Genomic DNA, 11,965 nt, shown 5'->3' with positions numbered 1-11,965 from the left:
CATGCTAATCAGAGCCGGCGAGGACACAAAAGATGGTCCGAGCGGAGCTGCTTTAAAACCTTCATTAACATCTCAGTGGCAAGTTGAGCTTATGGTAAAGAAGACGTTTACAGCCGCCATCATGATGGCGTTTGCAGCAATGACTGGTTCCGCTCTGGCGGAAGGACAGCCCACGCCTATAAAGGTTGTGAGCAAGGCGCAGGGCATGGCCCTGAACAGCATGGCTACATCGACGAAAGATGAAACAGTCGCTCCCAAGCTGGGAGAGGGCGTAACGATGCGTGAAAAGAAAATGGATGCTGAGACAACGCCGGAACAGAATTTTTCACGCAGCAAGCAGTTCATCTATCGTTTCTATAAGCCTGAAAACGCTTCCAACGAACTGATTGTCCTGTTGCATGGTTCAGGCGGCAATGAAGCAAGCCTCGTGCCGATGGCATCCAAGATCTGGCCGCGTGCAACGCTGCTTGGTGTTCGTGGCCGCGTCATGCAGGATGGCGGAACGCGCTGGTACAAGCGCATCACGCCGGTCAAGTTCGATCAGAAAGACGTGAAGCTTGAAGCCAATGCATTCGTGACCTTCCTCTCGCGTCTTGCCGATGAGAAGGATCTCGATCTCCCACATGCAACCTTCGTTGGCTATTCCAATGGCGCAAATCTGCTCGCTGCAACGATGATGTTGCATCCGGATCTGGTGAAGCGTGCGGTGCTGATGCGCTCGATGCCTGTTCTGGACAACGTGCCGGTTGCCAATCTGGGCAAGGCGCGCGTGCTGACGATTACAGGTCAGGAAGACAAGCTTTATTCGCCTTTCGCACCGGCTCTTTCAGCCCTGCTGCGCTCTGGCGGTGCAAAGGTCGATGCCCGTACGATCGAGGCTGATCATATGCTTGGTGAAAAGGACGCTTCCGCAATCAGTCAGTGGGTTGCGTCGCTTGGCCCGGATGGTGGTCCGACGGTTACGATGAAGGCCAAGTAAGGCAGCCAAGTAAGGCAATAAGGCAGCAGGTGAATAGGGCAGTATGTTTTCAAATTAGCGAAACATAATGCCCTACTGCCCTAACTACTTAGCTCGTCATATCAATAACGCCACAGTCGCCCGTTTCAGATCCGAAGGCTAAACGAGTGCCCTGACCATCCCAGCCCATGCTGGTGATCGCGCCTTTGCCGCCACGACGTAGCAGCACTTCCTTCTGATCCTCGAAGCGCACGAGAAGAATCATGCCGTCATTATAGCCAATGGCGGTGATGTCTTCGATTGGGTGGCAGGCAACCGATGTCACCATGCTGTCTCCGCGCAGACCAAGCTCCAGCGGTGCCTTACCCATAGGGCCATCTTTGCCAGCAAACGGCCAGACAATAGCGGCTGGTGCACCTGAAGTGGCAAGCCACTTCGCTTTCACGCTCCATGACCAGTCTTTGACCTTGGCAGGATAGCCGGTCATGCGCATGTGCTTGCTGTCTTCCAGGCGCCATCCATGCAGCGCATTTTCCTGCATGGATGTAATCAGGAAGCGGCCATCTGGCGAGAAGGTGGCACCGATATGCGCGCCTTTCCATTCAAGCTCCACAGGCTTTGCTTCCGTGCCAGTCCAGATCAATGTTGCGCCATTATAGCGCGCGATTGCCAGACGCTGGCCCTTTGGCGCAAACGCAATGCCTTCGACGCTGCGTTCCTGTGCAAATTCCTGCACCTTGCCGTTGGATGTGCGGACCCATGCCGAGCGGCCAGAGGCAAAGCCGACCGTTCCGTTGGGGCCGCTTGCAACCGCGGTCATCCACTTGCGCGGTATTTTTGCGAGTTCCGTGACTGTACCATCCGATGCAGTCTGGCAAACGCGGCCATCTTCACCGCCCGTTACCAGCGCTTTTCCATCAAAGGTCAGCGTTGCGCTGAGAAGCCCGTCATGAGCGGCGCTGGTCTGGTGGCCATTGTCCAGCCGATGGATAGAACCATCGGCGAGAGCAAAGAATGGAACGCCGCTGATAAAACGGGCGTAGAGGCAATGACCATCAAGGTCGAGCGGGGCAACTGTAGGCATCAGTGTCCAATTTTACTTTGGCAGGATTACTTTGCCAATTTTACTGGGATTGGCAGTTTTCAAAACCGGCTTTGAGTTCAGCTGCATCGAGCTGACGTCCGATGAAGACGAGACGGCTTTCATGCTTTTCTTCAGGCTTCCATGCGCGCTGGTGATCACCTTCGATGATCATATGAACGCCCTGAACCACGTAGCGGTCCGGATCGTCTTTGAACGCGATGATCCCCTTGAGACGCAGAATGTTTGGACCCTGTGTCTGGGTGATGTTCTGAATCCAGGGGAAGAATTTAGCCGGATCGATTTCACCCGCACGCAGCGACACGGAAGTCACCGTCACATCATGGATCGGCGATGCATGATGATGATCGTGATCATGATGGTGGTGATGGTCATGCCCATGGTCGTGATTGCAGTCTGGGCCGCAGGTGTGCTCATGATCATGGTGGTGCCCATGATGATGATGGTCGTGGCCATGATCGTGATCGCAATCAGGGCCGCAAACGTGGTCCGGATGGTCATGATCGAGGAAATGCGGATCGTTTTCGAGCGCACGCTTCAGGTCGAATGCACCGCGATCAAGCACGCGATCAAGCGGAATCGATGCGCGTTCTGTACGGTGAATAATGGCGTGTGGATTGATGGCGCGAACTGTTGCTTCAATCGCTGCCAGTTCTTCCGGTGTCACCAGATCGGTTTTGTTGATCAGAACCACATCGGCAAATGCAATCTGGTCTTCTGCTTCGCGGCTGTCCTTGAGGCGCAGCGGAAGGTGCTTTGCGTCAACCAGAGCGACAACGGCATCAAGGCCGGTCTTGGCGCGGACATCGTCATCCATGAAGAAGGTCTGCGCGACAGGAACCGGATCAGCAAGACCGGTTGTTTCAACGATAATGGCGTCGAAGCGGCCCGGACGGCGCATCAGGCCTTCCACCACGCGAATCAAATCTCCGCGCACGGTGCAGCAGATGCAGCCATTGTTCATTTCGTAGATTTCTTCGTCAGACTCGACGATCAGATCGTTGTCGATGCCGATCTCGCCGAATTCGTTGACGATGACCGCATAACGCTTGCCGTGATTTTCGGTAAGGATGCGGTTGAGAAGCGTCGTTTTACCCGAGCCCAGATATCCGGTCAGAACGGTAACGGGAATACGGCCAGCGTTTGTGCCAGCATCTGTGTTTGACTTGTCCTCAGTGTGGGCTTCAGCCTGGCTCATTGTTCATGCCTCTTGAAGTTGCTGCCTTTTGGTGCGCGCGCAAATCCACGCGACCGAGGCTTCAGATCGGGTATTTCATATAAGGGAAGGTGCCCGCGAATGCTATATGCAATGCTATATTATTACATCTGTCCCGATCACGTTCTCGCTTACGGCCAATCACGTTTTCGCTCGCAGATTGAATGTGACGTTTGATATATGGCGCGCGCACGAGCGTTGTTTCAAAAGTCAAATTCAAAGCATCCACGAGATGACTATTTAGGTGCTCGGAATCAGACCACGAGTTGTTTGGGCGAAAAGCGAGCGAGATCAAACTGATCCACATCGTGGAGCAGCTCAATAAAGCCTGCAACAGCGTGCGCGAGGATTTTTTCGCCTGCCTCGGCGGTTGCAGCTGCAGCATTGCCTGCGACACCTTCCGTATTCAGATCCTGCATCTTCCAGCCGAAGGCATGAGGGCCATAGGCGCGCAAATGTTTGAATTTTTTTGCGAAGTCGGACTGTGCATTCGAGAAGTCTGCGGCCTTCGTCATATCGACGAGATCGGGGCGCAGCGCCAGCATCACGGATGTTTCGATAAAGCCGCCATGAATATCGAGCGACTTGTCTTCCGGTGTAATCAGCCCTTCCGGCATACCGAAGCGTGTCCAGCTTGTGGCCACAGCCAGCATATCAAGGCGGGTGCGAAGCTCGGTTGCAACGATGGTCATCAGCGGTGAGTTGCCGCCATGGGCATTGAGCATGACCAGCTTGCGAATGCCGCCTGCATGAAGGTTCTCGCCCATGCCGATCCATTGATTGACGGCTTCCGAGAAGGCGAGGCTTTGGGTGCCTTCGACGTCCATATGTTCGATGGAATAGCCAACCGGCTGGGCAGGCAGGAAATTGACGTTGAGATCGGCAGGCAGTGCGTCATTGATGCGCGCGACAATACCTTCGGCGATAATCGTATCTGTTTCAAATGGCAGATGAGGACCATGCTGCTCGTGGGCGCCAAGTGGCAGGACGACGATCATGTCGCTGTTCTGGTCGCGCAGGTTATTCATATTTTCCTCCGTGCTGAATATTTTTAAACGAACAGTTTGAACCTAATGGTGATCGAATAAAACAGCAATCGGTTGTCTGATTCCGACATTTGGGTTTCGCCGCCCATAAACTCATGCAATGTTAGCCGCGAAATTCATTCTTTCGTGCCTAAGAACATGCTTTGGGTACAAAGTTAACCCTAAGTCATTGCTTGTTCTTGAAGCTTCATAAGTCGGACAATATTTTACTGTAGATTGAACTTTATTAGTCGGATGACCAAGGGCGAGGTGGCGATGAGTAAGGACAACAAGGCAGTGATGCTTTACCGGATGCAGTCGGTAGCGCGTCTTACACGAACCGTACTGGCTACGCGTCTTCTGGAGCTTGGGCTTTATGCCGGTCAGGATGCAGTGATGCTGCAGCTTGCCGCTGAAGATGGGTTGCCTCCGGGCGTTCTGGCTCAGCGCCTCGGCGTGCGTCCACCGACAATCACCAAGACCATTACTCGGCTGCAGAGCCAGGGCTTCGTGGTCAAACGGGCATCTGAGACAGATCAGCGCCAGTCGCATGTCTATCTCACGCCGCAGGGCATCGAAGCGATCCGCATCATCGAAAAGTCGATCAAGAAAACCGAAAAAGATATGCTGAAAGGCCTCGACAAGAAGGAGCGTAAAACCTTCCTGAAGATGCTGGGGCGCATGGAAAGCAACCTTGCTGCGCGTGGCGCGGCGCGTCTGACAGACGAGTTGGACAAGGAAGTTGTTGATGACGACGATGTTGAATAGGTAGATGGCCATCAAGGAACGTTGAAAAAACTTCCAATTCAATGATTGCAATGGCATAACCATCTACAAGATGGGATGGCCGCTCCTCTTTATTGTCTTGCCGGCGCCTTCCTGTTTCGACTGTGGCAATGACCTTTTCGGGGAGGCGACTTGGCTCAGAAAATCAAGCTTTCGACCATCGCAGATGCGCTTGGTGTTTCGACGGCCACCGTTTCGCTGGCATTGCGCGACAGTCCTCTTGTCGCCGATCAGACACGCGAAAAGATCAAGGAACATGCCCGCGCCATCGGTTACATCTATAACCGTCGCGCTGCCAGCCTGCGCACGTCCCGTTCCGGGATCGTGGGTGTTGTCGTACATGACATCATGAACCCGTTCTTCGCCGAAATTTTGCGGTCGATTGAAACGGAGCTGGACCGTTCGCGCCAGACCTTCATTCTGTCCAACCATTATGACCAGCTGGAAAAGCAGCGCACCTTCATGGATACGTTGCTGCAGCTCGGCGCGGATGGAGTCATCATGTCGCCGGCTATCGGCACGCCGCCGGAAGATATCCAGCTTGCGGAAGATAACGGCCTGCCGGTCGTTCTGATCGCGCGTGATGTTGAAGGTGTTCATGCACCGGTTTTCCGGGGGGATGATGCCTATGGTATCGGCCTTGCCACAAATCATCTGATTTCGCTTGGGCACACCCGCATCGCCATGATCGGTGGTACCGATCAGACTTCGACAGGCCGCGACCGTTATCAGGGCTATTTGCAGGCCATGCATAAGGCCGGACTTGAAGTGAAGCCGGAATGGCGTATTTCAGGGCCGCGTACCAAGCAGGGCGGCTTTGAAGTTGCGCCACAGTTTCTTGCGCTCAAAGACAAGCCGACCGCAGCCGTTTGCTGGAACGATCTGACTGCTATCGGTTTGATGAACGGTATTGCGCGTGCAGGGCTTGTTCCGGGTGAAGACATTTCCGTCACCGGATATGACGATCTGGAAGAAGCGGCCATCGCGACACCGGCGCTGACCACTGTGTGGAACGGCCAGCGCGAAGTCGGTCGCCGCGCGGCGCGCGCGCTGCTCGACCAGCTGAATGGCATTGAAGTTTCACATGATCAGGAACTGATTAAGCCGGAGTTGCATATCCGGCAATCGACTTCCAAGCCCAAATGGGCCTGATCTGTCTTATTAGCCGGGCCAGGTCCTCTGGCCCGATGATTCTGCTTGAACATGAGGAAGCTGCCATGACTCAACGTGAAGCGACCATTCTGGTGCTCGGTAATTTCAACGATTATGCCGTGCAACGGCTTTCAGGCGAGTTCAATATCAAGCGGATTCCCAAAGGTGATGCGGCGCTGGTTGAGGCAGCCTGGGCTGGTGATGTCAAAGGCTTTGCCAGCATGTCGACGGTCGATGCAAAGCTGATTGATGCGCTGCCTAATCTTGAAATTATCGGCAATTTTGGCGTTGGTTATGATGCTGTTGATGCGAAACATGCCGGTGCCAATGACGTCATGGTCACCAATACGCCGGACGTTCTGACGGAAGAAGTTGCAGATACTGCGCTTGGCCTTCTGATTGATACCGTGCGCGAATTGTCCAAATCGCAGGAGTTTCTGCGCGCTGGTCGCTGGCCAAAGGAAGGGCGCTATCCGCTTTCCAAACTGTCCCTGCGCGGCCGCTCTGTCGGTATTTTTGGCCTTGGTCGCATTGGCAAGGCGATTGCGCATCGTGTCGAAGCTTTTGGCCTTCCTGTGTCCTATCACAATCGCCGTAAGGCAGATGATGTGAGCTATACTTATTACCCGAGCCTGCTTGAGCTTGCGAAGGCGGTGGATACGCTCATTCTGGTTGCCCCCGGCGGTGCGGAAACTGCAAAGGCCATCAATGCAGATGTCCTGAAAGCGCTGGGACCAGAAGGTGTGCTGATTAATATTGGCCGTGGTTCGGTTGTTGATGAAGATGCGCTTGCTCAGGCGCTGACCGACGGAACGATTGCTGCTGCCGGTCTTGATGTGTTTGCCAATGAGCCGAATGTGCCGCAGACGCTTCTTGATGCCCCGAATACGGTATTGTTGCCGCATATCGGCTCGGCGTCTGAAAAGACCCGCCGCGATATGGCTAATCTTGTGATCGACAATCTGATCTCGTGGTTCGACAAGGGCGAGGCGATTACGCCGGTGCCGGAAACCAGTCACGTCAAGAAAAAGTAAGGTAAAAGCGCGAGCCTCACTTACTGAGGCTGGCGCTCGACATTCTTTTTCCGCACATCGCGGAAATCGTTTCACGCTTTTCTCGATGTGCTGCGATTTCAGGCTGTGCGCTGCACCTTGTGTTGGCGCACTGCCTCGCCAAAGGCTTCAAAAATCTTGCGCGAAGGCGCATCGGATTGCACCCAGTATTCCGGGTGCCACTGAACGCCGACGACAAAACCCTTTGCATTCTTGACCGAGACGGCTTCAATCGTGCCGTCGTCCGCTGTGGCTTCAACCGCCAGAACCGGTGCAAGCTTGTCGATTGCCTGACGATGGACCGAATTGACCTTCACGTCGTCGGTTTTCAGTATCTCTGCAAGACAGGAGTTTGGCGCGATCTTGATCGGGTGCTGAATGGCAAAGCGCTCGGCCTGGCTGTCTGATTCCGGCGCGCGATGGTCCATACGACCTTCCAGCTCCTGAATTTCGGTGGCCAACGTACCGCCCAGCGCCACATTCAGTTCCTGAATGCCGCGGCAAATAGCCAGCACGGGGACGCCCTTGTCGATTGCTGCACGGATGAGCGGTAGTGATGTTGCATCTCGGGCGTTGTCGTAAGGCTCAAAGGCCGCACTCGGTTCGACGCCGTAAAGCTCCGGATTGACGTTGGATTTTGATCCTGTGACCAGCAGGCCGTCCACGCTATCGAGAATGCTGTCGAGATCCATCTTCGCGCCAAAGCTGGGAACCAGCAGGGGTGTGACTTCTGCAACGTCAATAGCTGCAGCTAGATATTGCTCGGGCACAGAATGCCAGACGTAATTTTCAAACGGCTTTACGTCTGTGGGAACGGCGATGAGAGGGCGAGAAACTTTTGCCATGAAATATTTCGATCCAGCGGAAGGGGCGTTGTTGGAGCGTTTGTAAAGCGCTGTGTCTTGCCGTGCAATCGTGAAGCTGATCACAGCTTCACACCTTAGAGCGCGTTTCAGTCCAGTCGGATTATGCTCTATTGCCAGCTTCTGTGTACTCTATTGATCTGGCGAGATTTTAGAGGGTTTTCGGGTTCACATAAAATTGATGTTGCACTAGATATAGAAAGATATTTGGCAGTCGGGGGGATGAATGGCTGACGAACAGGTTTTCTCTGTCGCAGGCAAGGTGATTGCCGTGACCGGAGGTTCTTCGGGGTTGGGGTTGCACATGGTGCGCGTGCTTGCGCGCCATGGGGCAAAAGTTGTTTCAATTTCACGCAGTCGGGATGGTGAGAAATTCTGCCCTTCTGGTGGTGAAGTGCTGGAAATCATGGCGGATATCACCAACCCAGACGAGGTAAAGACCGCGTTCGATGAGGCGGAACAGCGTCTTGGCCCTATCAATGTGCTTTTCAATAATGCAGGTGTCGCCCATGTCGCGAGAGCGCTGGATACGACGCGGGATATGCTGGAGCACATCTTCGATGTGAACGTGGCCGGATCGTTCTTCACTGCACAGGAAATGGCTCGACGGATGATCGACCGAAAGCAGGCCGGTGCCATCGTGAATACAACGAGTATTCTTGCGGAGCGTCCTCAGAAGGGGACTGCTGCCTATGCGATGTCCAAAGCCTGCGTAACGCAGATGACCCGCGCGCTGGCACTTGAATGGGCGTCGCATGATATTCGCGTCAATGCGATTGCGCCGGGGTGGTTTCCAACGCGAATCAATGAACGGCAGCTATCGGGTCCTGCTGGCGGATATTTTAAAGGTCGCAACCCCATGCGACGGCTTGGCGAAATGGAGGATCTGGACGGTGTGGTGCTAATGCTTGCTTCTGATGCAAGCCGTTACATGACTGGATCGGTGATTACCATTGACGGTGGCCATCACATCTAGGCCAAGTTGCAACTATTCTGGTTTCTATTCGTCCAACTTCGCAACTTCGTCGGTTTTACGCGCAAATCCTGCGATTTTCACTAGATAAGGCGGCTTTTATGGAGCTGTGCGCAGTTGTCAGACGCTAATTTGGGGAATTACTGGCTTTTCTTAACTGCAAACTGCTCTGTGTGACGCGCTTTTTCAGTGAGCAATAAATAAATTAAATGTCTCTATCTGAGATCTTAGGGTTGCATTATTTACTTCTGGTTGTGCTGTTCGGTGTTTGCTTAATAATAAACTGATTACATCTTATGGTAGTTGCAATAACAGCTTGTGGTTTAGTTTTGCGAAAGGTATTTTTAAGTGATTAGTGGCATATTACCCCCTATGAAAGGGGTACAATCAACGAGATGTGGCGTAGCCTTCAACCTGAGATACCTGCCGATGTGCGGCTCTCTTTTTTGCGTGCGCTTTATGGCAATCGCACAACATTATGGTTTGGTTTGCTCGCCCATGTCGTGGCGTGTGTGGTCATTTATGTAAAAACAGCAGACTGGCGCTTTCTTGGATTTGCCGGTTTTTTTACGGTTGTCGCATTCGGTCGCCTCTATGACATGCATAAATTCGATGAGGCAAAGCTCGGTACCCTGTCTCATGCGGATCTCGATAAGTGGGAAGCACGCTATCTCGTTGGCGCTTCGCTGGTTTGCGCAACACTTGGGATGCTCTGCTTCTTTTCAAGCTATGTTCTGCGCGACTCTTTTGCAGAGTTGGCCAGCCTGACCATCCTTCTGGCTTCGGTCGTATCGATCGTTGGTCGCAATTATGCCTCGGCAAAAGCCGTGGTTCTGATGTCGGCCTGCACTCTGATCCCGGTGCTTGCGGGGCTTATCCTTGCGGGGACTCCCTTTCACGTTGTGATTGGTCTCCTGCTGATCCCATACTTCTTGTCCAATATTCAGATGGCTAACGGGCTTCGCGAATTTCTTTTCGCAGCCGTTATGGGTAAACGCCGCCTGTCTATTGTTGCCAGCCGGTTTGATGCCGCGCTCAACAACATGCCGCAAGGCCTGTTGATGTTCGACGCCCAGCAGCGCATTGCGGTCATCAATCACAAGACGAAATCGCTGCTCAAGATTGCTGAACATACCAAACTGCGTGGGCGCAGGCTGGAAGTCTTGCTGCGCTATTGTGCCAAACAGGGCCTGTTTCCGCATAATGACCTGCACAACATCCGCACACGGATGCAGGATTTGCTCTCGGGCCGCAAAGCGCGTGATATCCTGCAATTGGCAGATAACCGCTATATCGAATGTATCGGTAATCAGACATCCAATGCGGGTGTCGTTTTGATGTTTGAAGACGTCACGCAACGCGTTGAATCAGAAGCGCGCATTCAGCATATGGCACGTTTTGATGGTCTGACCGGGCTGCCAAACCGTAACTACTTTGAAACGATGGTGCGCTCGCTCCGGATACATCAGGAGCCAAATACGCTTGCTGCACTGATCGTCATCGATATCAATCACTTCAAGCACGTCAATGATACGCTTGGCCATCATGTGGGCGACGTGTTTCTGCGGCTTTTTGCAGATAGGCTGAATTCGCTCGATCCGCAGCGCTTTGTAGCATCGCGCTTTGGCGGCGATGAATTCGTGGTTTTCGTCTTCAATCTTCATGGCGATGAAGAAGTGGCGGCGATCATGGATCACGTTATCTCTGTCGCAAGCGGTGTTTACGATCTTAATGGCGATCAGGTTCATATCGAGATCAGCGCGGGCGTTGCGACCGAGACTATTGATAAATGCGATGTCGGCAATATGCACATGAATGCCGATCTGGCGCTCTATGAAGCCAAGAGCGAGGAAGGCAAACAATGGGCGCTGTTTGTGAACGCCATGGATACCAAATATCGCGGTCGCCAGAAGCTGAAGGCAGACTTGCGTCTGGCTATTGAAAATCAGGAAATCAAAGTCGTCTATCAGCCTATCGTCAGCGCACAGTCGCTGCGTATCGTGGCCTATGAGGCGCTGGCGCGTTGGGAACATTCGGAACTGGGGCATGTTCCTCCAGCAGAATTTATCCCGCTGGCCGAAGAAATCGGCATTATCTCGCAAATCACCCGTTTCATGCTTGAGCAGGCCTGCCGCGATTGCATGACATGGGGGGATCGGATTGGCGTTTCGGTCAATCTGTCAGCGATTGATTTGAAAAACAGCGATATTACCCGCGATATCGCCAATGCCTTGCAGAAATCCGGCCTTCCGGCGAGGCAGCTTGAGGTGGAAGTGACCGAAAGTGCGATCATCGCTGATCGCAATCAGACTTCGTTGGTCTTGCAGCGACTGAAGAATGCCGGGATCAACATTGCACTGGACGATTTTGGTACGGGCTATTCCAGCTTGAGCTATCTCAACAGCTTGCCGCTGACCAAGGTCAAAGTCGATCGTTCCTTTGTCCAGGATATCACCAATGACCGACGTTCTCTGATGCTGCTGCGTGGTGTTACCCAGCTGTCGCACGAGTTAGGCCTTGCCGTCACTGTTGAAGGTGTCGAGACAGAAGAGCAGCTGGCGTTAGTTCGCGTGGCGGCGGGCGCTGACCTCGTGCAGGGCTATCTGTTGGGTAAGCCTGTTCCGGCAACAGAAATCCGGACTTCATCGGCCAAAGCTGTCGTGCCGCACGACGGTGGACGCACATTTGCGCAGTAATACCAAGGCGCGAAGATGCTGACGCTATCCACGCCTTGAAAAAGTTCAATCGCCACTCGGGCTTATCCAAAACTCCATGAGGCATACTGATGGAGTTTTGGATAAGTCTGGCGGTTTCAATTCTGTGAAACCATATCAGTAC

Annotated in this window: 10 protein-coding genes; 6 read left to right on the top strand and 4 right to left on the bottom strand. The window is 53.4% G+C overall.

Annotation, left to right across the window (positions count from 1 at the left end; all coding sequences use genetic code 11):
* Window positions 1–91: 91 nt before the first annotated feature.
* The gene (locus QSJ70_RS24265; RefSeq protein WP_007876366.1) at window positions 92–979 is read left to right on the top strand and encodes an alpha/beta hydrolase; all 888 of its coding nucleotides are present in this window, start codon (window positions 92–94) and stop codon (window positions 977–979) included.
* A gap of 88 nt (window positions 980–1,067) precedes the next feature.
* Here the strand turns inward: QSJ70_RS24265 and QSJ70_RS24260 are convergent, their stop codons facing one another.
* The 3 genes from QSJ70_RS24260 to QSJ70_RS24250 form a co-directional block, all read right to left on the bottom strand.
* On the bottom strand, window positions 1,068–2,042 hold the full coding sequence (locus QSJ70_RS24260) for a WD40 repeat domain-containing protein (protein WP_112812716.1): 975 nt from the start codon (window positions 2,040–2,042) through the stop codon (window positions 1,068–1,070).
* A gap of 40 nt (window positions 2,043–2,082) precedes the next feature.
* Window positions 2,083–3,258, bottom strand: a complete 1,176-nt coding sequence (locus QSJ70_RS24255; RefSeq protein ID WP_064320970.1) for a CobW family GTP-binding protein — start codon at window positions 3,256–3,258, stop codon at window positions 2,083–2,085.
* A gap of 272 nt (window positions 3,259–3,530) precedes the next feature.
* Window positions 3,531–4,304, bottom strand: a complete 774-nt coding sequence (locus tag QSJ70_RS24250; protein WP_105518853.1) for a creatininase family protein — start codon at window positions 4,302–4,304, stop codon at window positions 3,531–3,533.
* A 273-nt stretch (window positions 4,305–4,577) separates the two neighbouring features.
* On the opposite strand from QSJ70_RS24250, the gene QSJ70_RS24245 reads away from it, so the two are divergent.
* From QSJ70_RS24245 to QSJ70_RS24235, 3 genes are all read left to right on the top strand, one after another.
* Window positions 4,578–5,069 carry a MarR family winged helix-turn-helix transcriptional regulator gene (locus tag QSJ70_RS24245; RefSeq protein WP_079212606.1) on the top strand — a complete coding sequence of 164 codons (492 nt, stop codon included), beginning with the start codon at window positions 4,578–4,580 and terminating at the stop codon, window positions 5,067–5,069.
* A 150-nt stretch (window positions 5,070–5,219) separates the two neighbouring features.
* Entirely contained in the window at window positions 5,220–6,239 is a 1,020-nt protein-coding gene (locus QSJ70_RS24240) for a LacI family DNA-binding transcriptional regulator (protein WP_285540371.1), read from the top strand.
* Between the two features lie 65 nt (window positions 6,240–6,304).
* Window positions 6,305–7,273, top strand: a complete 969-nt coding sequence (locus QSJ70_RS24235) for a 2-hydroxyacid dehydrogenase (RefSeq protein ID WP_285540369.1) — start codon at window positions 6,305–6,307, stop codon at window positions 7,271–7,273.
* 98 nt (window positions 7,274–7,371) lie between these two features.
* Here the strand turns inward: QSJ70_RS24235 and QSJ70_RS24230 are convergent, their stop codons facing one another.
* Entirely contained in the window at window positions 7,372–8,136 is a 765-nt protein-coding gene (locus QSJ70_RS24230) for a gamma-glutamyl-gamma-aminobutyrate hydrolase family protein (RefSeq protein WP_285540467.1), read from the bottom strand.
* Window positions 8,137–8,380: 244 nt separating this feature from the next.
* Between QSJ70_RS24230 and QSJ70_RS24225 the strand changes: the two genes are divergently transcribed.
* Window positions 8,381–9,130: an SDR family NAD(P)-dependent oxidoreductase gene (locus tag QSJ70_RS24225; protein WP_007876343.1), complete on the top strand. Its 750-nt coding sequence runs from the start codon at window positions 8,381–8,383 to the stop codon at window positions 9,128–9,130.
* Between the two features lie 392 nt (window positions 9,131–9,522).
* A complete protein-coding gene (locus QSJ70_RS24220; RefSeq protein ID WP_105518851.1) occupies window positions 9,523–11,823 on the top strand; it encodes a putative bifunctional diguanylate cyclase/phosphodiesterase in 2,301 nt (766 codons plus the stop codon).
* The last annotated feature ends 142 nt before the right edge of the window (window positions 11,824–11,965 follow it).

This window comes from Brucella sp. NBRC 12950, assembly GCF_030268145.1.
GTDB lineage: Bacteria > Pseudomonadota > Alphaproteobacteria > Rhizobiales > Rhizobiaceae > Brucella.
This window is presented reverse-complemented; position numbering and strand designations above follow the sequence as displayed.

What these genes read in the sequence shown, in the direction of transcription:
- QSJ70_RS24230 (WP_285540467.1), bottom strand. Translation starts at nt 8,136, where the DNA reads ATGGCAAAAGTTTCTCGCCCTCTCATCGCCGTTCCCACAGACGTAAAG.
- QSJ70_RS24220 (WP_105518851.1), top strand. Translation starts at nt 9,523, where the DNA reads ATGTGGCGTAGCCTTCAACCTGAGATACCTGCCGATGTGCGGCTCTCT.
- QSJ70_RS24250 (WP_105518853.1), bottom strand. Translation starts at nt 4,304, where the DNA reads ATGAATAACCTGCGCGACCAGAACAGCGACATGATCGTCGTCCTGCCA.
- QSJ70_RS24265 (WP_007876366.1), top strand. Translation starts at nt 92, where the DNA reads ATGGTAAAGAAGACGTTTACAGCCGCCATCATGATGGCGTTTGCAGCA.
- QSJ70_RS24245 (WP_079212606.1), top strand. Translation starts at nt 4,578, where the DNA reads ATGAGTAAGGACAACAAGGCAGTGATGCTTTACCGGATGCAGTCGGTA.
- QSJ70_RS24260 (WP_112812716.1), bottom strand. Translation starts at nt 2,042, where the DNA reads ATGCCTACAGTTGCCCCGCTCGACCTTGATGGTCATTGCCTCTACGCC.
- QSJ70_RS24255 (WP_064320970.1), bottom strand. Translation starts at nt 3,258, where the DNA reads ATGAGCCAGGCTGAAGCCCACACTGAGGACAAGTCAAACACAGATGCT.
- QSJ70_RS24225 (WP_007876343.1), top strand. Translation starts at nt 8,381, where the DNA reads ATGGCTGACGAACAGGTTTTCTCTGTCGCAGGCAAGGTGATTGCCGTG.
- QSJ70_RS24235 (WP_285540369.1), top strand. Translation starts at nt 6,305, where the DNA reads ATGACTCAACGTGAAGCGACCATTCTGGTGCTCGGTAATTTCAACGAT.